Below are 26,225 nucleotides of genomic sequence, written 5' to 3'. Positions count from 1 at the left end.
TTCAATGCCCACGCTATAAATTCGATTCGCTACACTGAATCAACCTTGCTAACCGCAGTGATGCAATGAAGACAAACTATCCCGATAAGCTTCGACCTGTGATTCGTCATTTAGAATCAAATTACAATCACCCTATCAATTTGACGCAAGTGGCAGAGCTGGCTCACCTATCGCATTATCATTTCCATCGAATTTTCAAGGTAGTGGTGGGAGAAACACTCAACGAATATGTCCGCAGACTTCGCTTAGAAGCAATCGCCAACGAATTATTTTATGTGAAGCCAACGATCACTTCAGTCGCACTAGATTATGGTTTTTCTAGCTCCCAAAGCATGGCGAAAGCTTTTAAACAAAGGTTTCACTTAACACCTAGCCAAGTCCGTGAGTGTTCAACTATCGATGAGTTCTCTAACCTTCTAAGAAGTAGCAAGATCGGACACTCGCTTCGCAAGAATGGACACGTTTTCTTTAATGCGCCTTCTTATACTGATCTCGAGTTCAGTAATAGGAGTAACAATATGGAAATCAAAACGTTCGAACCAACGAAACTTGCCTATATCAGAGTCACAGGGCCATATGGTGAAAACTATATACCAGCCTCTAATCAACTCTACAGTTGGGCCGAACCAGAGGGCTTAGCTGGCAACACTTCGATATTTATCTACCACGATAACCCTGAAATCACAGCAGCTGAAAAATGTAGGACAGATATTTGTCTATTTATCGCACCTAACATAAGTCCCCCTAAAGGAATTGAAGTAAAAGAGTTTGCAGGTGGAAAATACGCCTGCATAAGACAGAAGATTTCAGACAAATCTCAATATTCTCTCGCTTGGGACGACTTAATGAATCAAGTAGTCAATCAAGGCATTGAGACAGATGACAGACCATGCTTTGAGTTATACCACCATTACGATTTGGAAACTGAAACGTCCGATGTAAGCTTTTGTGTGGCAATCATTTAACCGCTAGCCTTTCGCTAACATCATGTCAGTGAAAGGCTTTTTCGATTCAAGGATCTATACAGACATCTATTCATATCGAACAATTACGCAGTTCATTCAATACTCCCCTTCACGTACAGAACCCCATCAATTAGTAAACGTTTACCCAAATATTTAATTCACTTTATAGAAATATAACCACTTGAAAAATAACACTTATTTTTAAATAAGTTGAATTTAAAACACTTTATTAACAAACTTATCATTGACTATACGAATTAGATCACCATAATGCGCACGTTTGCCTGAAAAATGGCATGGATAATTTAATAATTTACGTTGCGGAGGTAATAAATGGCTGCGGATAATAACTACAGTCTTGGGCCGGTTCCATCATCGGCTAGGAAAGGGGTTCCTGCATTAACTATGGTAATGTTAGGACTGACTTTCTTCTCTGCAAGCATGTGGACTGGCGGTTCACTCGGCACTGGTCTCTCCTTTAATGATTTCTTCCTCGCTGTTCTCATCGGCAACTTAATCCTCGGTATTTACACTTCTTTTCTTGGCTACATCGGCGCTTCAACTGGTCTCTCGACTCACCTTCTTGCTCGTTTCTCTTTCGGTACTAAAGGCTCTTGGCTTCCTTCTGCTCTACTTGGCGGTACACAAGTTGGTTGGTTTGGTGTGGGCGTGGCTATGTTTGCAATCCCAGTACAAAAGGCAACGGGGATTGATACCAACACACTGATCATCGTTTCAGGCTTATTGATGACCGCAACCGTATACTTCGGTATAAAAGCACTGATGGTGTTGTCTGCGATTGCAGTACCGGCTATCGCGATTTTAGGTGGTTACTCAGTATTAACGGCTGTCGATAGCGTTGGTGGCTTAGAACAGCTACAGCTTATTCAGCCTGATACTCCAATGGACTTCTCAGTGGCATTAGCCATGGTGGTAGGTTCGTTTGTTAGCGCAGGTACACTGACTGCTGATTTCGTGCGATTTGGTAAAAAACCAGCTAGCGCAGTACTAGTGACCATGGTTGCTTTCTTTATCGGTAACTCACTGATGTTTATCTTTGGCGCAGCAGGCGCAGCGGCGACAGGCCAAGCTGATATCTCCGACGTTATGATTGCTCAAGGCTTGCTCCTTCCAGCAATCATCGTTTTAGGTTTAAACATTTGGACAACAAACGAAAACGCACTTTATGCTTCAGGTTTAGGCTTCTCAAACATTACTGGCCGCTCAAGCACTGCAATGTCTATCATTAACGGGGTTATCGGTACGATCTTCGCGCTTTGGCTATACAACAACTTCGTAGGCTGGCTAACGTTCTTATCATTAGCTATTCCACCAATTGGTGGCGTTATCATTGCTGACTTTATGGCAAATCGTAAACGTTACAAAGATTTTGCAAAAGCAGAATTCCAAACCGTAAACTGGGCAGGCATAATCGCTGTAGCTCTTGGCGTGGCAGCAGGACACTTCTTACCTGGAGTAGTACCTTTGAACGCTGTACTTGGTGGCGCTATTAGTTACCTAATCCTGAACCCAATTTTGAACAAAGAAACTCTGGCTCAACAGCCAGCGTAAGGAACCACAATGACGACACTACTCATCAAGAATGCAAAAATTCAAGCGGAAGAAGGCTTGAAGCAAATTCTGATTGAAAACGGTCAATTTACAAAAATCGTTGATAACGATGCAGAACTTTCTCACCAAGGCGACATACTAGATGCGGAGGGTGGCTTAGCGGTTACCCCATTCTGTGAACCTCACATTCATCTGGATACTACTCAAACCGCTGGTGAGCCGAATTGGAATATTTCGGGTACTTTATTTGAAGGTATCGAACGTTGGTCTGAACGCAAAGAGTTACTATCAGTAGAAGATGTAAAGTCACGTGCTAAGCAAACACTGAAATGGCAAATTGCTAATGGTGTCCAGCACGTACGTACCCACGTAGATGTTTCGGATCCAACGCTTATTGCTTTGAAAGCAATGGTTGAAGTTCGTGAAGAAATGAAAGAATGGGTAGACATTCAGATCGTCGCGTTCCCTCAAGAAGGCATTTTGTCTTACCCTAACGGTAAAGAGTTATTAGAAGAAGCTGTACAGTTAGGCGCAGATGTCATCGGTGCAATCCCTCACTTTGAATTCACACGAGAATATGGGGTGGAATCTTTACACTATGTGTTCGAATTAGCGCGTAAGTACGATCGCCTAATCGACGTTCACTGTGATGAAATAGACGATGAGCAATCTCGTTTCGTAGAAACACTTGCAGCATTGGCACATAAATACGAAATGGGCGATAAAGTCACCGCTAGTCACACAACGGCAATGGGCTCTTATAATGGCGCATACGCTTCTCGCCTGTTCCGTTTATTACGCATGTCGGGCATCAACTTTGTTGCAAACCCGCTGGTAAATATTCACCTACAAGGACGCTTCGACGACTACCCGAAACGTCGAGGTGTAACTCGCGTTAAAGAAATGCTGGCGGCCAACATTAATGTTTGTTTCGGCCACGATGACGTGTTCGACCCTTGGTATCCACTTGGCACAGCTAACATGCTTCAAGTTCTTCATATGGGCTTACACGTGACGCAAGTAATGGGCTACGACCAAATCAATCAGTCGCTAGACCTAATCAGCAAGAACTCAGCGCGCACTTTAAATATCCAAGACGCCTTTGGTATTGAAGAAGGTAAACCTGGTAGCTTATTAATCCTACCAGCAGAGAACGGCTTTGATGCAGTACGTCGACAAGTTCCAGTTCGTTTCTCAGTGAGACACGGTAAAGTCATTGCTGAAACACAACCAGCGAAGACCCAGATTAACTTAGAGACAAACGAAGAAGTTACGTTCAAACGTTAAGCTTTTTTCAGTTTGATAAAAAGGGAGCTTCGGCTCCCTTTGTTCATATACGCTCATACCAAATTATTTTCATTTAATTCACAACAAACCATGTACATTCGCTGTATACGTGTTATGATTCACTCGCTCTGTTAGCCAGAGTTATTTAAGTTAGAGTGAAGTAAAAGTGACAAGTAAATTCGTAACACGTATTTGTAAGTAGTTTTTCCTTATTTCTTAGCAATATTAAATAATTTTAAGTAACAGCGCGTTGCAGTTAATGCAAACAACAATTTAGAAAATTTATGAATAAGGGACAAATTATGTCTAACACAAATACTGGCACTGTAAAATGGTTTAACGAAGAGAAAGGTTTCGGCTTCATTTCTCAAGACAACGGCGGTGCTGACGTATTCGTACACTTCCGCGCTATCGCTTCAGAAGGCTTCAAAACTCTGAAAGAAGGCCAAAAGGTTACTTTCGAAGTTGAAAACGGTCAAAAAGGCCTACAAGCAGCAAACGTTGTTGCTCAATAATTAGCATTTAGCTAATAAAGAATTTTAAGGCGCTGATTTTTATCGGCGCTTTTTTGTATCTGCAATTTAATAGTCCGATTTCCCTCTCCCTTTCTCACTAAACCTCCCCTTTCCCTTAGTAACTCAATTATCACTAAACTTGATGTTTTATAAAGTTTTCATGTAATTAATCTTATAATATTTAAGGCAAATCATTAAAAAATCCGCTAACCTTAGTACTAAGTTAACTAGTGGTGTTTCAGTTTGCAGTAATAATAATGGATAAAGACGAATTTCAAAAATCGACCGCTAACTTAAAAAAAGCAGTCCCGCTAATGATGAAAAATCGCGTATCAACTACACCAGCGAATTATGCTTTGTGGTATACCTACGTAGACAACGCGATCCCCCAGCTCAATCAAGACATGGACAATGTTCTTGAGCAATATGGTATCTGCCCTCCTTCAGCCGGTGAACAACTCTACAATAATTACGTTGCGGCCAAGGCCGAAACCAACATGCGCGACCTCCGTGCAAGTATTGAAGTTCTGGTGACTGAAGTTGCCAGTTCAATGAACGATACCATCGCTGATACTTCAGCTTTTTCTGAAATGATTGATAAAAGCTTTGGTGAACTTTCCCAATTTGATAATGAGGGGATGTCTATCGATGAGGTAATGGGACTAGTTAGACACTTAGTTTCTGAATCTCGCGACATACGCCACTCAACTCAGTTTTTGAATTCTCAATTGAATAACGCTAGCTCTGAAATTGCGAAGCTTAAAAGTCAGTTAATGGAAGTTCAAAAAGATGCGATGTTTGACAGCTTATCAAGCTTATACAATCGACGCTCTTTTGATAACGATTTAAGAACTCTCTGTGAAACAAATCAAACTATGTGTTTGATTTTACTTGATATCGATTATTTCAAGAACTTCAACGATACCTATGGTCACCTATTTGGGGATACCGTAATAAAAAGCTTAGCAAGAAAGCTACAGCTAAGTTGTCGTGAAGGCATCACCGCGTATCGTTTTGGTGGCGAAGAGTTTGCACTGATTGTTCCAAACAAATCCTTACGTATCGCCCGCCAATTCGCTGAGACAAACCGACGCGCTATTGAAAAGCTTTCCATTAAAGATCGCAGAAGCGGACAACAAGTTGCGAATATCACCGCTTCCTTTGGCGTAACAGAATTCAAACCTGGTGACACTGCAGAGTCGCTAATCGACAAAGCCGATAAGCTCCTATATGAAGCGAAGTCTCTTGGACGAAACCGAGTAATGCCGCTCTAAATTAGAAATTAGAAGCGAGAAGTTACCTAAAGCATGAAAGTAAATTAGAGCAAAAGTTACATCGCTCTATTTGAACACAATACAAAAAGGCCGCTCTATTGAGCGGCCTTTTTACTTTCAATTTAAATATTGAAGCTGTAATCAAGTCGGTAGTCTTCACCACATTTCGATGTAAATTCTTTATCTTCACTGCACGCTTTTGGCTTACCTTTCTCGTCACCTCTTACTAAGCTGATCCAGTGACGCATTGCCGCCATGCTCGATTCAGTAGGGATTTGACTAAATGTCGTGCATGTTTCTAATTGAATGTCGGAAATATCAATCAGCTCTACACAGCCAGTGCCTTTATGGCAACCGAACATCACTTCAAGGTGACTACCACTTCCATCTTTAAATAGGATTGAATCAGGATCCGATTTCTCCCCCATGTAAGCAACAAAGTGTTTCGGGTGCTTCAGGCCACTATGCTGACCGTCTTTGAAGTAAGCCAGAATATGTCGGTAATCAATAACATAGCTGGTTACGTCTTGGTGTGAACCATTTTCTAGCGGGAAAAGTCTATCAAGCAGCTGTTTAGCTTTGATCTGCTTTTCATCTTGTCGATTAGAGCTGATAGTCTCTACGGCAAAGACTGCTTCAGCGATAAATGGTTTGTTTTGTTGTTCAATTTCTGTTTTATCGAAAGTAAGCATATTCATAGTCTTTCCCTCTTGACTAATTCGGTGACAATTCACCGTTTAATTCACTAGTTTTGCAGCGGCCAAGTTCCATTTTTACTTGTATGTTCTGCAGCTAGCCATCCAATTTTGTGTTCTAGAGCAATAATTCCAAACTGACTTTAAATTTGTTCGTCGTTTTGTGAATTGCTTAATATGTAGACTAGCGCTTTTTTGACTACAATTTCACAACAAAAATTTTACAATGTGAATTTTACAAAATGGCCCTGTCAAAAAGCTTAGTTCGTCAGTCTCATTTCTTAGGTACAAAGATACGTAACTTAAGGAAACGTAATCATCTCACGATGGAGGATTTGTCTGCCCGCTGTATCCGTATAAACCCCGAATACGCGCCATCGGTTTCCTACCTCTCGATGATTGAACGGGGGAAGCGCGTGCCAAGTATCGATATGCTTGAAGTGATTGCAGAAGTATTTCAGAAAGAACCAACTTGGTTTCTGGACGATGAGCCTGAGCAACAAGAAATCACACCAGACAAAGGGAATCGCGGCGGAATAAGTGGTATGGCGCTCGAGCCAAGCTTCTTGTTTTCCAACGATATTCTACAAATTGCTATTCCTGAGATGCTTTCTCAAACCGGTGTGACAGGCCGCCAGTTTGCCCATTTGTTGATTCGTGCTCACCAAGAAAGTAACCAAAATCACTTCCCAGATTTAGAACGAGCAGCTGAAGAAGTTGGGTTGAAGCGTCTAAATTTGAGTATCGAAGACTTAATCGATATCGCTAAAAGTCTTGGTATACAAATTCGCTGGGTAAAAAGAACACCACAAGATGTGGTCGACGAGCTGGGTATTAAAGCGAAGCAACTAGTCACCTCGTTCTTCGAACCTCCTAGTACTATCTTCCTTAACGAGATACTAAAAGAGTACCCGACTCGCCTTAAATATGACCTGTCTGTCTACATCGGCCACTGTATTTTGCACAGCAAAGAAGGCCTAAAAAGTGTGCTTTCTGTTGGCAATAATAATACTTGGGATGATAGTCAATCGGGGAACCCATCTTCCCAACTGAATTCTCAAGACATTTTACAAGCTTGGCGAGACTTCGAATCTAGCTTCTTCGCCGGCGCCCTTCTATGCCCTAAAGTGCCATTCAGACAACTGCTAGACCGCACCGGCTACGAGATTGACGTACATAAGCGAGCTGGCGTTTCACCGTCCGTAGCAATGCGTAGAATGACGGTCGTATCGCCTTACCCGCATTGGCACTACTTCGATGCTTACGGACCAGGAAAACTTAAGGCGGTATATCGCGGGAATGGGATCCCCCTACCTTGGGGCAACATGCGAGCGGTTGCGGACCCTTGTCAACATTGGGCGGTGCTAAGACGTCTTTCTGAACCAGTCGCGGGCAGTTCAGCGCAGATCTCAATACTCGATGTTGGTGACGAACCACGAATCTATTGTTGTGAATCCATCAATATGACAGACCCTGCGGGTAATAACCGAGTATTGTGCGCTGGTATCGACTTAAACCCAGCCATTGATGCGCAAGGTGGTAATGCTCGATCTATCGCTGAAGAGCTCAAAGCTTCTTGTGTAAGTAATGGTGGCTCAGTCGCGATTCCAAGAAGCATCAAAAAGGATCTAACCACCATCGCCAAGATCCTAAACATCAATTGGATCGAGCGTGGAATTGAAACAGAAGCCCGACTCATTTGTTCTCGTGGCGCAGCCTGTCCAAGACAACCTAGTTGCTACTCTAAATGCCAAGGCTAGCTCACAAGCATCCTTCTAGAGCTCACTGTGCCCTTTCAAGTCATCAGTTTTTAATATCGCGTTTTAAACTGGTGGCTTGGGTTAGCTTTATAGGTAACTGGGTAAACTACTGGTACATTTGCTCTCAATAACTTGAAAACTTAAACACCATTACTGAAATTTTGGCAAAAAAAAACCAATCACGAACTAGGTGATTGGCTATATATTTTTGTGAACAATTCAGGTTCACTAACAACGTCAGTTGGCTAGGTGACCCTCGGCTTAAGAAGGGTCATTTATATTAATGCACTATGCGTGCCAACTTTAAAACCACCATTTATTAGGCATTCAGGCGCTTATTGACCCAAATCCCCCCCAACAAATTTGCATTATGCAAATGCATTTTGCAACATAACCGATATTTGCTAGTGAGAAGGTTGTTATTATCTAACTTTATTTGATGTCCAATCCCCTTAGTTTTCAAACTCCGATAGCACGAAATCAATAAAACTCCTTACCTTAGCCGATACATGCTTTCGGCTTGGATACACCATGTGCAAATCGAGACGAAGTCGTGGGTAATCTGCAAATAGTTCAACCAAAGTACCATTCTGCAAATCGCCTTCCACATGAGAGATAGGGATGCGAGTGATACCTTGGCTAGCAACACACAAAGCTCGTTCAAGCTCCGGGCTGTTGGTTTTTACGCAGCTTTTGACGCGGACTGAAATGGGCTCTCCATCTAAATTAATGTATTCCCAAATATCAGGCTGCTTAGCCAAACTGTAATTAATCACTTTATGCTCTGTGAGTTCGCACGGTGATCTTGGATGTCCATAAGCCTTTAGGTACTCAGGTGTGGCAACGGTGACACCATACGACTCCATAATGAAACGGCTAACTAAACTTGAGTCCTCCAGTTTTTTAGAGGCACGAATAACAATATCAAAACCTTCTGACACCACGTCAACCATGCGATCGTTGAGCTCTAGTTCGAGTTCAATTTTAGGATAAGCCTGGGTAAACTTAGCTAAAACAGGCGCTAAGTTTGCTGTGCCAAAACTTACCGGGCAGCTCACACGTAACATCCCTTGAGGCTCTCCCTGCTGGCCTGTAACGCAGAGTTCAGCATTTAGTGCATCATCTATTATCTGAACGCTTTGCGCGTAATAGCTTTCGCCTTCAGGGGTTAAACTTAAAGTCCTCGTTGTACGGTGTAGCAAGCGAACGCCAAGTCGCTCTTCCAGCTTGTTTATTTCTTTACTGATATACGAAGTGGAATGCCCGGTGTTGTGTGCCGCTTTGGTGAAGCTGCCACTTTTCACCACCTCTGAGAAAATAATGATGCCATCGAGTAAATTTGTTTTCGTGTTCATCCTAGCCCTATACGAAATCCGCCTGTCACTGCCACTATATAAACAGAAAAAGGGATGCGCTTATATCATCCTTTAAGCACGACACCATAGCACACCCTATAAATCCATTTCATAATGGTAAATTCCGACATTTCATCACAACAAAAAAAGCGCATATCATAACGATATGCGCTTTTTTTGTGAGTAACTCTCTAGCAGCCTCCTAAGGGCTCTGCAGCTATCCGCTAACTAGCTAGATTGATTTCTTGAGCGTGGCTTCTTTGAACCATAACCTGAAGGTTGACGCTCTCCACCAGCGCGGTTGCCAGATTTAGGCTTACCAGCACCACTTCTACGTTTAAAGTTTTGGCCATTGTTCTTTACAGTTGCTTCTTCACCACCGACCGCGCCGTCTTTATTTCCTTTAGGTGCTGGCTTACGCTTAGGCGCTGAACCATTCCCCGCCACATGGCGCTTGTTCTTACCTGCTGGCTTATGACCACGTGCATTATCACCCGAACGCTGACCATCGGCATGCTCAGACTTTGGTTTCTTCGGCTTTTTAGGTTTCTTAGGTTTGATTGGACGCGTGTCTAAACGTGACTCAGGCAGCTTGTTCGTTGGTGTAAAACCTTCAAGTTCATGACGAACGAGCACTTGCTGGATCAAGCGCTCAATACCAAATAGCTCTGAAGCTTCGTCAGCGCTCACCAATGAAATGGCTTTGCCAGCTTCACCCGCACGTCCTGTACGACCAATACGGTGAACATAATCTTCTGATACATGCGGTAAGTCGAAGTTAACAACTTGAGGTAACTGCGGGATATCAATACCACGCGCTGCAATATCGGTAGCCACTAACACACGAACCTGACCCGTTTTAAAATTTTCTAGCGCTTTGGTTCTCGCGCCTTGGCTCTTGTTGCCGTGAATAGGAGCTGAAGTAATACCTTGATCTTCTAAGTAGCGAGATAAACGGTTTGCACCGTGTTTAGTCTTACTAAATACCAAAACTTGATGCCAATCGTTATCTTTGATCAGCTTCGCCAGCATTGGGCCCTTTTTCTTTTTGTCCGCAGGATAAATACTCTGTTCAACCGTTTTCGCAGTTGAGTTAGCTGGGTTAACTGAAATCTCAACAGGGTTGTTCACCAGCCCTTTTGCTAGGCTACGAATATCATCAGAAAACGTTGCAGAGAATAGTAGGTTTTGACGCTTCTTAGGTAAGAAAGCTAAGATCTTACGGATGTCACGAATAAAGCCCATGTCTAGCATGCGATCGGCTTCATCTAAGACTAGAATTTCGAGTTGATCGAAACGTACTGCGTTTTGATTGTAGAGATCCAATAAACGGCCTGGTGTTGCCACAAGTACGTCGCTACCTTTACGCAATTTTTGCATTTGAGGGTTAATCTTAACACCACCAAACACTACGCTAGATGTCAGCGGTAAGTTCAAACCATACTTCACAACACTGCCATTTACTTGTGCAGCTAATTCGCGAGTTGGAGTCAGAACTAAAGCACGTACCTGGTTTTGGCGAACACGTGGGCCTTTAGACAACATTTCCAGAATAGGTAATGTAAAGCCCGCCGTTTTACCTGTACCCGTTTGGGCCGCAGCCATCACATCTTTGCCTTGCAGAACCGCTGGAATAGCTTTCTCTTGGATTGGCGATGGCTTGTCGTAACCTTGCTCTTCAATTGCTTTAAGGATTGGAGCAGAAAGGCCCAAAGAGGTAAAACTCATAGATATATTTCTCAATTTAATAACAATAAAGTAAAGCTGTAAAAATGACTCAGTAGAAAACACAGCTTCAAACATTCGCTTTCTTGAGCGAAGCGCGACATTCTGAGGCTTTTCCCCAGATACAGCAACCAAATTCTACACTTAGCGCTGAATCGCCCTTACCCCACGTTTTTCAGCATACATTTTCTCGTCGGCCATCTTTAGTAACGAATCCACATCTCGCAGATTCGAATTGTAAGTCGCCCATCCCACGCTAACTTCAAGGTAAATCAAATGCTGTTCATATATCACTGGCGTGCTACAAATGGCTTTCTGTAATTCTAGGTTAATAACCGAAACGTTATCGTCATCGATGATCCTAGGCAACAGAATGAGGAATTCATCGCCACCAATCCGTGCAACAATGTCTGAACTTCTCAACACGTTTTTAATCCGCTCCGCACACGCAATCAGCACCTTGTCCCCTGCTGCGTGTCCGTAGGTATCGTTGATGACTTTAAATTTATCGAGATCGATATTCAGTACAGCAAATCGCTCAGTCCCGAAACGTTTGGCGTGATCAAACAATTGATTCAAGCTGTACATGAAATAACGGCGGTTAGGCAATTTCGTCAACGCGTCATGCAGAGAACGGCTATGGGCAATGCTATAGAGCCTGAATATCATCATGAAAGCGGCTACAAGGAGCAACAGCACCGGATAGCCGATCAGATAAACAATATAGACACGATACCAAGCAACGTCAGCGAGAATGTCCTTATCCATCGACACCGCTAAACTCCAACCACCATAAGGGAAGTTTACTTTTTCTGTCGCAAACGCATTATCGAAGATCTTTTTTGAACCATAGAAAATAGGGCCATTCTGTCCAGAACTGTCTTGCCCTCGAATACCTAAAAGATACTTATGTTCAAAGGCACCAACACCAACCTCATTAAACAACGAATCCAAATCTATCACTGCACTGCATACCCCCCAATATTGGAGATTAAAAGGCGGATCGATAAAGATAGGTAAACGGGCAATGAGACCTCGTCCCCCTTGGACTAGATTGACCGGACCAGCTATGAAAATTTGCTCAATCTTTTTGGCCATTTGTACCGTCGCCCACTGTTCGGGCACTTTACGGTAATCCAAGCCGAGCGCGCGTTCATTGCCTCTCAGCGGATAGATAAAATTGATTTTGTCGTCTTTGGCTAAGCCAATCACTTTCACATGAGTTCCTTCGCGAATAACGCTAGCCGCGATCTTTTCCCACTCACTGAAGCTGGAATCAGGATTTACAGTCACTAAGGTCGAAAGGCTATTGATCACATAAATGTCAGCCACAATCGCAGCTTCCAATTTAGATCGGATCACAGATAAATGTTTTTTGGCGACGGATACAGACTGGTTTTCAAGAAAAGCGATTTGATTTCGATGAAGAACTTCGATCATTCCACCGGCGAGCAACACAAAAACTAACAACAATAGGTTAATGGACCATTGTTTGCTCGATAGGTTTAGCATTCAATATCCTCTAATAATAACGATATTTTTCTTATTATGCGCTTAGCAAGTTATTTATCATTAAGGATAAACCATAAGCCTGCGTTGTTCATGGTTTTGATTAATTCTTTCTCTAAATGTGACATCGCAAATGAAAGCAGTTTCGCTGTTTACAATTAAATTTGATATGAAGTGATTCTCTCTCGTAACCATTTGTGTGCCGGGCTAAATTGGGTTCGAGAATGCCAAATCATATGCTGCTCTACTGGAAAAGTTTCAAAAGGCAATTCTAGGACGTTCAAGCCGAACCGAGAGGCATAGCGATTGGCTAAGCTGCGAGTAATGGTTCCAATACAATCAGATGTTGACACTAAAGCCATCATCGACATCATTGAGTCGCATTCCGCACCGACTTTCCTCTCTAGCAATGATTCTTTGGTAAAGACATCCGCTGCATATTTATTAGATCGACGTAAACGCAAAGTAATATGGGTTTCTTGGTAAAACTCTGATTGAGAAATCGCATTGACTATCCGAGGATGCCCCTCACGTGCCACGACTACGATTTCATCTCTAAACAAAGATTGCGTTTTGTAGGCAGCCCCGAGGTTGGGCTGTAAGTCGATTGCGAGATCCGCTTTTTGCATGCTCAATTGCTGCAGCATTTTCTCTTCATCACTCGGTGCGATAGCAAACTGAATGGTCACATTCCCTAAATGTAGATCCGCCTCCACTAAGGGCTGATAGTTAACCAAGGCCATTTCGTTTACTAGCACTTTAAATACCTTAGGGCGAGATGGATCGAATTGTTTGATATTGCCCAGAGCGCTATCAATCTCTCCAAACGCTGGGCCTATTTCATTGGCCAATTGGGTAGCCACATGTGTTGGTGAAATCCCACGCCCTTCTCGGACAAACAACTCGGCCTTCAGTTGATCTTGCAAACGTTTAAGCGCACCACTGACACCAGGTTGCGTCATCTCTAGCGATTCGGCCGCGCGAGTGATCGATCGTAAACGAAAGACCTCTAAGAATACGGTGAGTAAGTTTAAGTCTAGACGATTTCGAGTTTGTTCAGTCATAACACATAGCCATTAGTTATGTTTAATATAAACCTTACTTTATTTTTGGCTATGTGTCATTTGGTTAAAGTGGGCTCAACGAAACAAGAGACCCAACTGAGGTAACTATGACCACTCTACTTAAAAACCAAAAAGCGACATTGGCACTGGCAGTAATTTTTGCATTCCCGGTATCCGCCGCTAATCACGACCATGACCATGTACACGGAGAGTTAGAAGTCAACGGTAAAGCCGCCACCTCACACACCATCGAATCAAACAAGGCGTTTAGCCAAACACTAAACTGGCAAGACCGCGACGCTTTTGAACGCAACAACAAAGGGTTAATCAAACCACTGAACCAAGAGTCTCTGGATATCATGCGTTCAAACTACGACTTCATCAGCCAAGATGAAATCGCAGATTCAGTTAACCCATCTTTATACCGTCAGGCTCAAGTAAACAACACCGCTTCAGGCCTCTACGAAGTTCGTGAGGGAATTTACCAAGTTCGCGGTACTGACTTATCCAATATCACTTTCATTCGCAGTGACTCCGGCTGGATCGTTTACGACGTATTGCTGACTAAACAGGCGGCAGAAACATCGACCAAGTTCTTCTTGGAAAATGTCCCTGAAGGCGGAGATCTACCAATAGTTGCGATGATTTATTCGCACAGCCATGCTGATCACTTTGGTGGCTCTCGTGCCATTCAAGAGATGTTCCCAGAGATAACCGTCTACGCTCCAAACAACATGACTAAAGAAACGGTCGATGAGAACGTATTAGCGGGTAATGCTATGTCTCGTCGAACGGCTTACCAATACGGCGCAACACTCGGTGCGCACGATCACGGGATTGTGGACGCGGGGCTAGGTAAAGCGATTTCTAAAGGTGACATCACCTACGTCAAGCCAGACATCAAGTTGAATACCAAAGAGAAGTTCGAAACGCTAACCATAGACGGCGTAGAAATGGTGTTCATTGACACAGCAGGCACTGAGGCGCCTTCAGGTATGGCGACATTCATTCCATCCATGAACGCCCTTTGGACTGGCGAAATGATGTATCACGGAATGCACAATATCTACACACTACGCGGCGCAAAAGTTCGTGATGCGTTGAAATGGTCGAAAGACATCAACGAAATGATCAATGCATGGGGCAGCGATATCGACGTCTTGTTTGGTTCTCACTCATCACCAATCTGGGGGAATGAAGAAGTTACCGACTTTATGAAGATGCAGCGCGACAACTATGGCTTCGTTCATAACCAAACATTACGTTTAGCCAATAACGGAGTTGTATTGCAAGACATTGGCGATGCGGTAGTCGAAGCGCTGCCGGATTCTATCCAGCAAGCTTGGCATACCAATGGCTACCACGGTTCATACAGCCACAATGCGAAAGCGGTATACAACATGTACCTAGGTTACTTTGATATGAACCCCGCGAACTTAAACCCATTACCAACAGATCAAGAAGCCGCAAAATTTGTTGATTACATGGGGGGTAGCGAAGTGATTGTTGAGAAAGCACAAGCCGACTTTGAAAAAGGCGAATATCGTTTCGTTGCAACAGTGCTTAACAAAGTCGTAAATGCGGAACCAGAAAACGACGAGGCTCGTAAGCTTTTGGCCGACACTTATGAACAACTAGGCTATCAATCTGAAACGATGGGCTGGAGAAACACCTACCTAACGGGTGCGCAAGAGCTACGTGTCGGTACGTTACCAGGCACACCAAAAACGGCGTCTCCTGATGTACTCGCTGAAATGTCTATCACTAACTTGCTTGATTACATGGCAGTAAAAGTAGATTCAACCATTGCACAACATACTCCGTTTACCTTAAACGTAGTGATTCCAGATTTAGATGAAACGTATTTCGTAGAAATGTCTAACGGTAACTTAAACAATGGCTTAGTCGATAAGATTCGTGACGCAGAGGCAACCTTGTACATCAACAAATCGGATGTCACAAAGATTCTGCTTGGCAAAACTTCGCTAAAAGATTTGTTAGAAACCAAACAAGCTGGCATTAAAGGCGACGCAAGTGTCTTTGAAAAACTGGCCGCGGCTTCTATTGAATTTGATAGCGCATTCGAAATCGTGCCTCGCCCAATGAAAGGTCACGAAGTGGATGCTCACCTTTACCACCTAGATAGTGATAACCACAAACACTAAAATCGTTCACTTAAACCAAGAAAAAGGGCCGTTTGGCCCTTTTTTAATGCTTAAGCTACTTCAATATATTACCCTTAATTTATTAACTCTTACGCGGTTCTGACGCTAGCCTTACACGAATGACAGGTTTGGGTGATAACTTGCAACGCTCATATTCATTGGTTCGGTGTCTATAACATGAAACTAACAAAACTAACTCTGTGCCTTTTACTTGGCGCCACCGCCTCTTTTGGTTCGTTCGCCAAAAATGATTCCAATTCTTCCTTTAGCTTCGAGCAGTCGGCTGACGTCATTCGCCAAACCTATGAAAGCCAACTTTTTACATTACCTGCCTTCAAAGAAGGCCATTACGGCCTAAGAATGTTTCGCCAAACCGAAGATGAAAAATATTCGGCAGCGGTGTGGAGCGACATGGCTCGTGTCGCGAGTCGTTTAAATCGCTTCTCTGAAGAAATTAACACCCAAGAGCAGATCGTCTTGTATTCAGAAAAAAGATTGTCAGCTTATATTGGTGATGATGACGAGCGAAGTGTACGACGCTACAACGTTACAAAGCACATGCCAGAATACCTTTACCTTGGTGTTGACCTGCTAGGTTCAATGGCTCGTGCGAACGAATACGAATTAAAGCACCAAGATGATAAACAGCTTCGTGAAATCATTCGCCGCTACGATTTTTCTCGCTACGCGACGGATCATGAAATGATCAAAGCGTGGGCCGCTCAACTGGCTAACCAAGTCTATTGGCTAAGACAGCTAGGTGAGCAAGATGTAGTGTCTGAGTTTACTGAGGCTTTCAAAGCTGCTTACCCAGATAGCGAAGACAAAAAGCTTTCGAAGCAGCAATTTGGTAACAAGCTCTATGGTATGACTCACATCATCTTTGGCGACTCTGAATACTACCAACATCAAGTAAGCGAAGAAAAACATCAGTGGATCTACGATTACTTCCGCGCCAACATCGACACTATTTTGCTACGCGCAAAGGAAGATGTCATTGCTGAAGTCGGGATTACGTTCCTACTTGCAGGACTTGAAGATGATCCAGTTGTGCAGAAGACCCGTCAAGCGATTCAAGCATCAATCGATAAAGAACAAGGTATGATCCCATCGGTAACTGGTGATTTCGACCTTACTTACGGTGAGCACCGCAACGTATTGGCGATCATGTTACTTGACTGGCAAGAAGTGAACGAAGCGCCAACGTTTGATCAGCACCCTAAGGTATTCTCAAATCTGCCTTACGGTTTGGTTCCAAGAATCGAAGACGAATAGTCCATCAAGGTTAGACTCAGATTCACTAACCGTGTTTAATAAAAAGCCCTTTGATACACAGCATATCAAAGGGCTTTACTTTATGTTTTCAAATCATTCTAAAGTCTAAATTCTGCTGCTATGTCGAAACTTAGTACCTAAATTTCTCGATTTCAGTGTTTAGGCTATCTGCTTGGCGAGATAAACCACCTAGTACTTCATCTACATCATTCACTTGCGCTGACACTTCAGAAGATGCATCGGCAATGGAAGTAATACTGCTGCTTATTTCATCGGTTACCGCTTTCTGCTCCTCAGTCGCTGCCGCGATTTGAACATTCATTTCATTTAGCTCTGTCAGCATACCTACGATCTGAGACAGCATTTCGGTGTTTTGACCACAAGTTTCTACCCCTTTGATCACCGAGCTATTCGCATTTTCTATCCCTTTCGATACACTAGCCGTTTCTTTTTGCAGCGCTTCGATCTTCGCTCGGATTTCTTCCGTAGAATCTTGGGTACGGCTCGCAAGTGATCGCACTTCATCGGCTACCACAGCAAACCCGCGGCCTTGCTCCCCAGCTCGGGCTGCTTCTATTGCGGCATTCAGTGCGAGCAAGTTAGTTTGCTCAGCAATCCCCTGAATCACGTCCAGCACTTCTGCAATAGAGTTACTTTCACTGTGTAAGCGTTCAATGGCTTCTACCGCGATTTGCATTTGTGCATTAATCTCTGACATCTCTGTCCCCAGAGACTCGCCCACTTCTTTACTTTGAGTACCCGTGTCATTCGCCATTTTCACCGAGTCTGCCGCTCGGTTCGCAAACTGCGCCACTTCCGAAATAGACGCGCTCATTTCGTTAACGGCCGTCGCAACAGAATCCGTTCGGTGACTTTGTTCAGCAACGGCATTACGGGTGCTGTTCATATTCTCAGACATCGATTGAGTATTCTGATTCAAGGTATCCGTTGCGGTAGCAAACTCAGTGATCATTCCTTGTAACTGTTCAAACAAGTTATTCAAAGAATTAGACAAGTCTGTCATCTCATCTTTCCCGTGGACGTCCAACCTTGAAGTTAAATCATTATTTGCACTGATCGCCTGAACTTTGGTTGATGCCAAGCGAATTGGCCGAGAAATACTGCTCCCGACTATGTATGAGAACACCACAGCAACCGCCATGATCACCACAATACTGATCACCACTGTGGTGAATACCGATTGATTGAGTACCGCAATATCCGCCAAGGCTTCTGCTTCATCAATCTCAGTCAAGATCGCCCATTTCAAGCCAGCGGCATCAATTGGAGCGTACGCTGATAGAACAGGAACGCCTCGATAGTCATTCACAACCTGGACACCACTTTGCCCCGAAATGGCTCTTTCAGCAGTTACTGATTTAACCGGTTGAAAGCCTACTGAAGAGCCCTTACCTTTAATGTTGTCGAGTACAGAATTTGGGATCCCAGCCCCTTGAAGCGCCGTTAGATAGTCAGCTTGATTTTCCAGTAAGAAACGAGATTGGCTTCGCATCAACATATCGGGCCCAATAAGATACGCTTCCCCGCTCTCCCCTAACCCGGCGACCTGCCAGTTTTCTTCAAAGGTCATAATGCTATTGATCGCGTCCACCGGCATTTGGAAAACTAAAACACCAATCTTAGTTCCGTGATCAAACACTGGGGCAGCAATAAACGATGCCGCCGCTTCATAGGAAGGATAATAAGGATAAAAATCTTCTAGGTGATATTGGTCTTTACTTAGCCCTCGCGCCTGTTTATAGGCCGTTGCCAAACCGCTTGAGCTGTATGGGCCGGACATTAGGTTAGTACCAAAATCCAGCTCCTTGAAAACGGAATAAACCACGTTACCTTCTAAATCTACTAAAAAGATATCGTAGTAACCGAAAGCTTCAAGGAAGTGACGAATAGGCCCATGATATTCCTTATGAACCTCGTCGTATTCGGTATTTAGGCTGTCATAATCAAGAAGGTGTTTTTCGCCCAAAGGATTCTGGTTCACACCGATATAGCGCGCTTGAAGGGCTTTCCCTATGGGAGAAACCTGACGCAATCGGTCGGATTCATTCGCCGACGCGTTACCATTTCGCTCACGATAAGTCGCACCAAACTGGCTAGAGTAGTAATTCTCTAGTTGACGAATATCACCACTGCTCACTCGGTTAACAGGATATTCGTTAAAGGCTTTAGTGAAATACATCAAGGCTTGTTCTGTGGCATGGTCATCAGCCAAAGTTTCAACTTGGAAGTGAATGAGATCGAAGTAGCGCTCGATTTCGTTTTTCTTAATTTCCCGAACAGATAGAAGTTGGTCTGAAGCTCGTTGGTACAGCGCACTTTCCGAAAGCCCAGAAGCCTTCCACCCAACAAATCCACCACTTACTACTACCCCAATCGCACATAAGGCTGTGCATGCTAATATTATTTTTGTTGCAATCTTCATCTGAACCCTCCCAGTAAATACTGAGCCTTTCTATTACGACCTAAGCGATGCAACACGCACCAAAGTAACTAGGCCATATGAATTCCTTTTGATAGCTTGATCACATTTTAGACCACTAATAATGAGTTATCGATTAATAAGGGGAATTCTTCAAGAAATGATTTGCTGAGCAGGTCATTGAACATCATCGCCTTAGCGATATGTGTGACGAAATATAACCTTATTCATGACAGCGTTATTTTCATGTTTAAATAAACACTCATATTCATATAGTTATCACGGTAACCATTCTTTTACTAAGGGGAAGTACTTGGAGGTTTGGCGACTTCACCGTTCAGCAGAGGCATACCAAAAAAGCCAATTGTTAACTGATATGCACGTTACCCAACCAAATTCAGTAACAATATACTTATTGCCACGCAATGATTATTGGCTGACCGTAATACGCACTCTCAACGCCATGAGAGCTTTCTACCGCGAAAATAGAATAGATTGGTCGTGATGGTAAACTCAATATCGAACTGATGTGATCACTGGGTGACGAAATATTCCGTAGAAATGACGTAAAACGCTTCGGATATTAGCGACACAAATTAGAAATCAGTGTCGCAATCGATTAAATAACCACCATGCTGATTTAATCACAAATTCAAACAGCAAAAAGGCGATATATGTCGCCTGTTTTCATAGATGTATAGATATATGTATACAAAGTGAAGTATGATTGTTTCATCAATGAATTGAATTAGTACAAGGCCACGGAGCTGTATGGCGAATCTAAAAAACTCAGTCAGCAAAAATATCAAAACGAAAGTCGCAGGACAGACGCAAGACGACGTCGTATATTGTCATATTTTTGATGCCATTCTAGAGCAACGGCTACCACCAGCGACCAAGCTGAGTGAAGAAGCGCTTGCTGAAATCTTCGGTGTAAGCAGAACCATTATTCGTAGAGCCTTACTACGCCTATCACTTGAACAGGTCGTCGTGATTCGCCCGAACCGCGGTGCAATGGTTGCTGCGCCTACTGTCGATGAAGCGAAGCAGATTTTTAAAGCACGTGAAGTCATGGAAATTGCCATCACTGAGTTAGCGGTTCAGAATGCGACTAAAGCGCAAATCGACGAGTGCCGTAAGCTTGTGGTGAAAGAGAACCAAGCCTTTGACCACGGTGACTACGGAAGCGGCCTACGTCTCTCTGGTGAGTTCCACATTAAACTGGCTGAAATGGCCGAGAATGCACCACTGTTAGCTTTTCAACGCAGCCTAGTATCCCAAACCTCTTTGCTTATCGCCCAATACGAAACTGGCAACAACTCCAATTGTTCGTTAGATGAGCACACCATTTTATTGGATGCGATTGAAGCTGGTGACACCGCGAAAGCCATTGAATTGATGCAAGAACACTTAGACCATATTCGTTCTAAGTTGAACTTGGATGGCAGCACCGCCTCTAACGATTTACATGTCGTATTTTCAGACCTACTCAAAAGCAAATCATAAAATCTGATTACATAACAACAATTAAGCCCTGTGTTCTAGTCATAGAACACAGGGCTTTTGTTATCGGTCTTGCGAATTTAACGCTCTATTTTGTAGCGTTTTAATGTAGCTTCGCTAAGATCTGGTACTTCGATATTCCAAGGGCTAAGTACGCCTTGTAGGTAATTGGGTTGTGCGAAGACTTTAAGCGCTGCTTGGTTAAACTTTTTCACCAAGCTCACATCAGTATAAGCGCGCGGGAACACTAAAAAATACATCACAGGTTTATGACGCCATGCGTAACGAATTCCAGTAACCCCAAATTGCTCAGCTCGAAACTCAACCAATGCTTTGTTGCTGTAATAACTGCTGATCCTGTCTGCTGCGAGCATTTGTACTAGCTGCCCATTAGCGTCGGTTTTCTTAAAAATCCTCAATGGGTTAAGCCCTTGAATAAGCATGTCATTCCTTAGCCCTTCAAGAGAAATTAAGGTCATTGAAGGCGTGAAGGCTGCGACTTGATATCCTTGTAAGTCATTGATTCCATTAACCACAATCTCGTTATTCTCTGACACAAATAACCCGTACTCGCTTAACATGAATGGGACAGAATAGTGGTATTCTTGAGAACGTTTTTGTGTCCACCCATAGGGAAACCCGGCGTCCACTTCACCGCCTTCAACTTGCAGTTTTGAACGTCTATTAGGTGCCACGCTTAAGTGGCAAGTTTGGCTAAGCTCTCGGCATATATCATCGATAATGATTCGAAAAGGACCACCGACCTCACCATTTGGCAGTTTTTGAACAAACGGAGGGAAATCATGCACAGAAATCTCCAACGCATAGCTCTTCTGTAGCAACCCGCTGCTCAAAAACCCCAACACACCAAACGCAACTAGTTTCTTTACAATTCGCATAGACTCAAACCAATGATTCAGCTCATTTATCTATAGTAGATAACGATTTCAAGTTCGAAAAGCTCACACAAAATAAATTGTATACAATATTGTTTTCAATTTTAAAAATTTTACGTATTTTTTTTCAATTTGTCACCACCCACAAAGCTCTATATAAAACAAACACTTAAGCAACACTTTAATCTGCATACAAAAGATAGCTGGCGACCCATGTTGCACAATTGTAAATAATTAGTTGACCTAAAGGTCAAGATGACTAATTATTGACCCAAAGGTCAGAAAAATTCTAACCAGCTAATAATAACTGAATCAATGTGTCGATATACAAGGAGGTCTCTTGATTACTTTCTTACTCAATCAAGAAATAAGACATGAAGATAATCTGTCACCCAACATGACAGTACTGAATTACCTTCGTACTCAAATAAACAAAACAGGTACGAAAGAAGGTTGTGGTTCTGGCGATTGCGGTGCATGTACTGTGGTATTGGGCGAAGTCGTTGATGGTCAACTTCAATACCGCTCGGTGAACTCGTGTCTTACTTTCGTTTCAGCGCTTCACGGTAAGCAGCTGATCACGGTAGAAGATTTACAAAACAAAGATCGTTCTTTGCACCCTGTGCAAAAAGCGGTGGTAGATTTTCACGGTTCACAATGTGGTTACTGTACTCCGGGCTTCATCATGTCGATGTTTGCACTAGGCAAAAATAAGCCAGATGCAAGCAAAGAAGACGTCATGGAATCGCTGGCTGGTAACTTATGTCGTTGTACTGGTTACCGCCCAATTGTTGATGCAGCAATGTCACTGTCATCTGAAAAACCACTACTGGATCAGTTTGCGGAATTAGAACGCAACACGATTGAGAAGCTAGAAAGCATTCAAGACACAGAAGCGAGCCTACGCCAAGGTCACCTTACAGCGTTTTCTCCAAAGAGCACTGACGAGCTAGCCAAGCTTTTCAAGGCTCACCCTAACGCTAAATTAGTGGCTGGTGGTACAGACTTGGCCCTTGAAGTTACGCAATTCCATCGTGAAATCGAAACATTGATCAGCGTAAACCTTGTTGAAGATATGAAGGTTTGCAAAGAAACCGACACAGATTTAATCATTGGTGCGAACTTACCAATCAGTGACTCTTACTCACTGTTGAAAAAGTACTACCCAGATTTTGGCGAATTACTACACCGCTTTGCGTCACTGCAAGTACGTAACCAAGGTACTATCGGCGGTAACGTTGCAAACGCCTCGCCAATCGGTGACACGCCTCCACTACTGATTGCGCTTAACGCAAGCATCAAGCTTCGCTGTGGTGATGAGTCTCGTACAATGCCAATTGAAGATTACTTCATTAGCTACAAAGTAACGGCTCAAAAAGAAAGCGAATTCATTGAGCAAATCATCATTCCAAAACCAGCACAAGACAGTTTCCGTGCTTACAAGCTTTCTAAGCGTTTAGATGATGATATTTCAGCAGTTTGTGGTGCATTTGATATCAAAGTTGAAGACAACAAGGTCGTCAGCGCACGCATTGCCTTCGGTGGTATGGCTGCAACGCCAAAACGTGCGACTCGCTGTGAAAATGTATTACTAGGTAAAGCGTGGACAGAAGCTAATATTAAAGAAGCAATGCAAGAGCTTTACAGCGACTTTGAACCATTGTCTGACTTCCGTGCCAGCCAAGAATATCGCTCGCTATCGGCAGCAAATATGCTACGCCGCTACTTCATTGAACAATCAAACAAGAACAATCAAATTGAAACAAGGGTAACGTCTTATGTCTAACGCGAATCACAATGCGATGAGCCACGAAGAGATGGTTGCCATTGCTAAGAAAGATCTAAAAACTGGCGTGGGTAAAAGTGTTAAACACGACAGTGCTGCGAAACAAGTAACTGGTGAAGCCGTCTACATCGATGACCGTTTGGAATTCCCAAATCAGCTACACGTTTACGCACGTCTAAGCACGCAAGCGCACGCAAAAATCACGAAAATTGATGTGTCTCCTTGTTATGAATTCGAAGGCGTTGCCATCGTTATTCAAGCAGAAGATGTACCAGGTCAACTAGACATCGGTGCTATCTTACCGGGCGATCCACTTCTGGCTGACGGCAAAGTAGAATACTACGGCCAACCAGTGTTAGCAGTTGCAGCAAACGACTTAGAAACCGCTCGCAAAGCCGCTCACGCTGCTGTGATTGAGTACGAAGAGCTTCCTGCGATTCTTGATGTAAAAGAAGCCCTAGCGAAAGAACACTTCGTTACTGAAAGTCACACTCAACAACGTGGCGACTCTAAACAAGCGCTTGCCAATGCAAAACACGTGTTAAGCGGTGACCTAGAAATCGGTGGTCAAGAGCACTTCTACCTAGAAACTCAAACCAGTAGCGTTATGCCAACGGAAGACGGCGGCATGATCGTATACACCTCAACGCAAAACCCGACTGAAGTACAAAAGTTAGTTTCTGAAGTTATCGGCGTTCCAATGCACAAAGTGGTCATTGACATGCGTCGTATGGGTGGTGGTTTCGGTGGTAAAGAAACACAGGCTGCTTCTCCAGCATGTATGGCGGCAGTCGTGGCTCGCCTGACTGGTCGCCCAACTAAAATGCGTTTACTACGTAACGAAGATATGCAGCAGACAGGTAAGCGTCACCCATTCTACAACCAATATACGGTTGGTTTTGATGACAATGGCGTGATTCAAGGTGCCGACATCATGGTGGCAGGTAACTGTGGTTACTCCCCTGACCTATCCAGCTCGATTGTCGACCGTGCAATGTTTCACTCAGACAACGCATATTACCTAGGTGATGCGACGGTAACAGGCCATCGCTGTAAGACCAACACAGCGTCTAACACTGCTTACCGTGGTTTCGGTGGCCCTCAAGGCATGATGACGATTGAACACATCATGGATGAGATCGCACGTTACCTGAAAAAAGATCCTTTGGAAGTACGTAAGGCGAACTACTACGGCGGTGAAGGCCGCAACGTGACCCACTACTACCAAACCGTTGAAGACAACTTTCTTCCTGAGATTACTGAACAACTTGAAAAAAGCAGTGACTACCACGCTCGTCGTAAAGAAATTGCTGAATTCAACAAGCAAAGCCCAATTCTTAAGAAAGGCCTAGCAATCACACCTGTGAAGTTTGGTATCTCATTTACTGCGACTTTCTTGAACCAGGCTGGCGCGCTAATCCATATCTATACCGATGGTAGTATCCACTTGAACCACGGTGGTACGGAGATGGGTCAAGGCTTGAACATCAAAGTTGCACAAATCGTTGCAGAGGAGTTCCAAGTCGATGTCGAACGTATCCAGATCACCGCTACAAACACAGACAAAGTTCCGAACACATCACCAACCGCAGCCTCATCGGGCGCCGACCTCAACGGTAAGGCCGCGCAAAACGCAGCGTTAACGATTAAGCAGCGTTTGATTGATTTTGCTTCTGCACACTTCAAAGTGTCTCCAGAGGAAGTCGTGTTCAAGAACGGTATGATTCAAATTCGTGATGAAATCATGACATTTGACGCCTTTGTTCAACTGGCTTGGTTCAACCAAATTTCGCTATCGAGCACTGGTTTCTACCGCACGCCGAAGATCTTCTACGATCACGAGAAAGCACGCGGTCGTCCGTTCTACTACTACGCGTACGGCGCGTCATGTTCAGAAGTTATCGTTGATACGTTAACGGGTGAGAACAAGATCCTTCGTGTCGACATCTTGCATGATGTAGGCGCATCACTGAACCCAGCGATTGATATCGGTCAAGTTGAAGGTGGCTTTGTTCAGGGTGCAGGTTGGTTAACAACGGAAGAACTGGTATGGAACGAACAAGGTCGATTAATGACTAACGGCCCTGCAAGCTACAAGATCCCAGCGATTGCAGATATGCCAATTGATTTCAGAACACACCTTCTAGAAAACCGCAGTAACCCTGAAGATACGGTATTCAACTCGAAAGCCGTGGGTGAGCCGCCGTTCATGCTTGGTATGTCGGTTTGGAGCGCATTGAAAGATGCTATCGCTTCTGTCGCTGTAGACGGTGCGATTCCTAAGCTAAACACACCAGCAACACCTGAACGCGTGCTTATGGCGATTCAAGAAGTCACTGAAACCGAGACTGCATCGGCAGACGCAAAATCAGAGACCGCTTAAATGACATGTGCCATTTAAGCACAAGCAATAAATTAAGGTAAAAGCAATAAGTAAAG

18 protein-coding genes are annotated in these 26,225 nt (G+C 43.7%); 11 read left to right on the top strand and 7 right to left on the bottom strand.

The window, feature by feature from the left end:
- The first annotated feature begins 65 nt into the window (after nucleotides 1–65).
- From ELZ11_RS09530 to ELZ11_RS09510, 5 genes are all read left to right on the top strand, one after another.
- Nucleotides 66–965 carry an AraC family transcriptional regulator gene (locus ELZ11_RS09530; RefSeq protein WP_137357174.1) on the top strand — a complete coding sequence of 300 codons (900 nt, stop codon included), beginning with the start codon at nucleotides 66–68 and terminating at the stop codon, nucleotides 963–965.
- Nucleotides 966–1,298: 333 nt separating this feature from the next.
- Nucleotides 1,299–2,537, top strand: coding sequence for a cytosine permease (gene codB, locus ELZ11_RS09525; protein ID WP_137357173.1), 1,239 nt, complete (start codon nucleotides 1,299–1,301; stop codon nucleotides 2,535–2,537).
- Nucleotides 2,538–2,546: 9 nt separating this feature from the next.
- Nucleotides 2,547–3,824, top strand: coding sequence for a cytosine deaminase (locus tag ELZ11_RS09520; protein WP_137357172.1), 1,278 nt, complete (start codon nucleotides 2,547–2,549; stop codon nucleotides 3,822–3,824).
- A 302-nt stretch (nucleotides 3,825–4,126) separates the two neighbouring features.
- Nucleotides 4,127–4,339 carry a transcription antiterminator/RNA stability regulator CspE gene (gene cspE, locus ELZ11_RS09515; RefSeq protein WP_137357171.1) on the top strand — a complete coding sequence of 71 codons (213 nt, stop codon included), beginning with the start codon at nucleotides 4,127–4,129 and terminating at the stop codon, nucleotides 4,337–4,339.
- A 257-nt stretch (nucleotides 4,340–4,596) separates the two neighbouring features.
- A complete protein-coding gene (locus tag ELZ11_RS09510) occupies nucleotides 4,597–5,613 on the top strand; it encodes a GGDEF domain-containing protein (protein ID WP_137357170.1) in 1,017 nt (338 codons plus the stop codon).
- Nucleotides 5,614–5,735: 122 nt separating this feature from the next.
- On the opposite strand, the gene ELZ11_RS09505 is transcribed toward ELZ11_RS09510, so the two are convergent.
- Nucleotides 5,736–6,311 (bottom strand): aldolase/citrate lyase/malate synthase family protein, encoded by a 576-nt coding sequence (locus ELZ11_RS09505; RefSeq protein ID WP_137357169.1) that lies wholly within the window; start codon nucleotides 6,309–6,311, stop codon nucleotides 5,736–5,738.
- A 239-nt stretch (nucleotides 6,312–6,550) separates the two neighbouring features.
- Here ELZ11_RS09505 and ELZ11_RS09500 point away from each other — a divergent pair, with 239 nt between their 5' ends.
- The gene (locus ELZ11_RS09500) at nucleotides 6,551–8,068 is read left to right on the top strand and encodes a DUF3612 domain-containing protein (protein ID WP_137357168.1); all 1,518 of its coding nucleotides are present in this window, start codon (nucleotides 6,551–6,553) and stop codon (nucleotides 8,066–8,068) included.
- A 452-nt stretch (nucleotides 8,069–8,520) separates the two neighbouring features.
- On the opposite strand, the gene ELZ11_RS09495 is transcribed toward ELZ11_RS09500, so the two are convergent.
- From ELZ11_RS09495 to ELZ11_RS09480, 4 genes are all read right to left on the bottom strand, one after another.
- The gene (locus ELZ11_RS09495) at nucleotides 8,521–9,423 is read right to left on the bottom strand and encodes a LysR family transcriptional regulator (RefSeq protein WP_137357167.1); all 903 of its coding nucleotides are present in this window, start codon (nucleotides 9,421–9,423) and stop codon (nucleotides 8,521–8,523) included.
- A 228-nt stretch (nucleotides 9,424–9,651) separates the two neighbouring features.
- Nucleotides 9,652–11,151 (bottom strand): DEAD/DEAH box helicase, encoded by a 1,500-nt coding sequence (locus tag ELZ11_RS09490; protein WP_137357166.1) that lies wholly within the window; start codon nucleotides 11,149–11,151, stop codon nucleotides 9,652–9,654.
- A 141-nt stretch (nucleotides 11,152–11,292) separates the two neighbouring features.
- The gene (locus ELZ11_RS09485) at nucleotides 11,293–12,660 is read right to left on the bottom strand and encodes a diguanylate cyclase (protein ID WP_137357165.1); all 1,368 of its coding nucleotides are present in this window, start codon (nucleotides 12,658–12,660) and stop codon (nucleotides 11,293–11,295) included.
- Nucleotides 12,661–12,815: 155 nt separating this feature from the next.
- The gene (locus ELZ11_RS09480) at nucleotides 12,816–13,721 is read right to left on the bottom strand and encodes a LysR family transcriptional regulator (protein WP_137357164.1); all 906 of its coding nucleotides are present in this window, start codon (nucleotides 13,719–13,721) and stop codon (nucleotides 12,816–12,818) included.
- Nucleotides 13,722–13,828: 107 nt separating this feature from the next.
- Here ELZ11_RS09480 and ELZ11_RS09475 point away from each other — a divergent pair, with 107 nt between their 5' ends.
- The gene (locus tag ELZ11_RS09475) at nucleotides 13,829–15,886 is read left to right on the top strand and encodes an alkyl/aryl-sulfatase (RefSeq protein WP_137357163.1); all 2,058 of its coding nucleotides are present in this window, start codon (nucleotides 13,829–13,831) and stop codon (nucleotides 15,884–15,886) included.
- A gap of 177 nt (nucleotides 15,887–16,063) precedes the next feature.
- Nucleotides 16,064–17,161: a DUF3541 domain-containing protein gene (locus tag ELZ11_RS09470; RefSeq protein ID WP_137357162.1), complete on the top strand. Its 1,098-nt coding sequence runs from the start codon at nucleotides 16,064–16,066 to the stop codon at nucleotides 17,159–17,161.
- 130 nt (nucleotides 17,162–17,291) lie between these two features.
- On the opposite strand, the gene ELZ11_RS09465 is transcribed toward ELZ11_RS09470, so the two are convergent.
- Nucleotides 17,292–19,604 carry a methyl-accepting chemotaxis protein gene (locus tag ELZ11_RS09465; protein ID WP_137357161.1) on the bottom strand — a complete coding sequence of 771 codons (2,313 nt, stop codon included), beginning with the start codon at nucleotides 19,602–19,604 and terminating at the stop codon, nucleotides 17,292–17,294.
- A gap of 768 nt (nucleotides 19,605–20,372) precedes the next feature.
- Here ELZ11_RS09465 and ELZ11_RS09460 point away from each other — a divergent pair.
- Nucleotides 20,373–21,107 (top strand): GntR family transcriptional regulator, encoded by a 735-nt coding sequence (locus ELZ11_RS09460; protein WP_137357160.1) that lies wholly within the window; start codon nucleotides 20,373–20,375, stop codon nucleotides 21,105–21,107.
- Between the two features lie 77 nt (nucleotides 21,108–21,184).
- On the opposite strand, the gene ELZ11_RS09455 is transcribed toward ELZ11_RS09460, so the two are convergent.
- Nucleotides 21,185–22,003, bottom strand: a complete 819-nt coding sequence (locus tag ELZ11_RS09455; RefSeq protein WP_137357159.1) for a substrate-binding periplasmic protein — start codon at nucleotides 22,001–22,003, stop codon at nucleotides 21,185–21,187.
- 337 nt (nucleotides 22,004–22,340) lie between these two features.
- Between ELZ11_RS09455 and xdhA the strand changes: the two genes are divergently transcribed.
- On the top strand, nucleotides 22,341–23,786 hold the full coding sequence (gene xdhA / locus ELZ11_RS09450) for a xanthine dehydrogenase small subunit (RefSeq protein WP_137357158.1): 1,446 nt from the start codon (nucleotides 22,341–22,343) through the stop codon (nucleotides 23,784–23,786).
- Nucleotides 23,779–26,169 carry a xanthine dehydrogenase molybdopterin binding subunit gene (gene xdhB, locus ELZ11_RS09445; RefSeq protein ID WP_137357157.1) on the top strand — a complete coding sequence of 797 codons (2,391 nt, stop codon included), beginning with the start codon at nucleotides 23,779–23,781 and terminating at the stop codon, nucleotides 26,167–26,169. Before xdhA ends, xdhB begins: the two co-directional genes overlap by 8 nt.
- Nucleotides 26,170–26,225: the final 56 nt, after the last annotated feature.

Origin of the sequence: Vibrio profundi, from assembly GCF_005281835.1 — a bacterium.
In the GTDB taxonomy this organism is placed as follows: domain Bacteria; phylum Pseudomonadota; class Gammaproteobacteria; order Enterobacterales; family Vibrionaceae; genus Vibrio; species Vibrio profundi.
The sequence above is the reverse complement of the archived record's forward strand: the minus strand, read 5'-3'. Positions and strand labels throughout refer to the sequence as shown.

Coding starts and splice junctions, on each gene's coding strand:
- ELZ11_RS09530 (WP_137357174.1), top strand. CDS start 66: ATGAAGACAAACTATCCCGATAAGCTTCGACCTGTGATTCGTCATTTA.
- xdhB (WP_137357157.1), top strand. CDS start 23,779: ATGTCTAACGCGAATCACAATGCGATGAGCCACGAAGAGATGGTTGCC.
- ELZ11_RS09455 (WP_137357159.1), bottom strand. CDS start 22,003: ATGCGAATTGTAAAGAAACTAGTTGCGTTTGGTGTGTTGGGGTTTTTG.
- ELZ11_RS09510 (WP_137357170.1), top strand. CDS start 4,597: ATGGATAAAGACGAATTTCAAAAATCGACCGCTAACTTAAAAAAAGCA.
- ELZ11_RS09490 (WP_137357166.1), bottom strand. CDS start 11,151: ATGAGTTTTACCTCTTTGGGCCTTTCTGCTCCAATCCTTAAAGCAATT.
- ELZ11_RS09485 (WP_137357165.1), bottom strand. CDS start 12,660: ATGCTAAACCTATCGAGCAAACAATGGTCCATTAACCTATTGTTGTTA.
- ELZ11_RS09475 (WP_137357163.1), top strand. CDS start 13,829: ATGACCACTCTACTTAAAAACCAAAAAGCGACATTGGCACTGGCAGTA.
- ELZ11_RS09465 (WP_137357161.1), bottom strand. CDS start 19,604: ATGAAGATTGCAACAAAAATAATATTAGCATGCACAGCCTTATGTGCG.
- ELZ11_RS09480 (WP_137357164.1), bottom strand. CDS start 13,721: ATGACTGAACAAACTCGAAATCGTCTAGACTTAAACTTACTCACCGTA.
- cspE (WP_137357171.1), top strand. CDS start 4,127: ATGTCTAACACAAATACTGGCACTGTAAAATGGTTTAACGAAGAGAAA.
- ELZ11_RS09520 (WP_137357172.1), top strand. CDS start 2,547: ATGACGACACTACTCATCAAGAATGCAAAAATTCAAGCGGAAGAAGGC.
- codB (WP_137357173.1), top strand. CDS start 1,299: ATGGCTGCGGATAATAACTACAGTCTTGGGCCGGTTCCATCATCGGCT.
- ELZ11_RS09505 (WP_137357169.1), bottom strand. CDS start 6,311: ATGAATATGCTTACTTTCGATAAAACAGAAATTGAACAACAAAACAAA.
- ELZ11_RS09495 (WP_137357167.1), bottom strand. CDS start 9,423: ATGAACACGAAAACAAATTTACTCGATGGCATCATTATTTTCTCAGAG.
- ELZ11_RS09500 (WP_137357168.1), top strand. CDS start 6,551: ATGGCCCTGTCAAAAAGCTTAGTTCGTCAGTCTCATTTCTTAGGTACA.
- ELZ11_RS09470 (WP_137357162.1), top strand. CDS start 16,064: ATGAAACTAACAAAACTAACTCTGTGCCTTTTACTTGGCGCCACCGCC.
- ELZ11_RS09460 (WP_137357160.1), top strand. CDS start 20,373: ATGGCGAATCTAAAAAACTCAGTCAGCAAAAATATCAAAACGAAAGTC.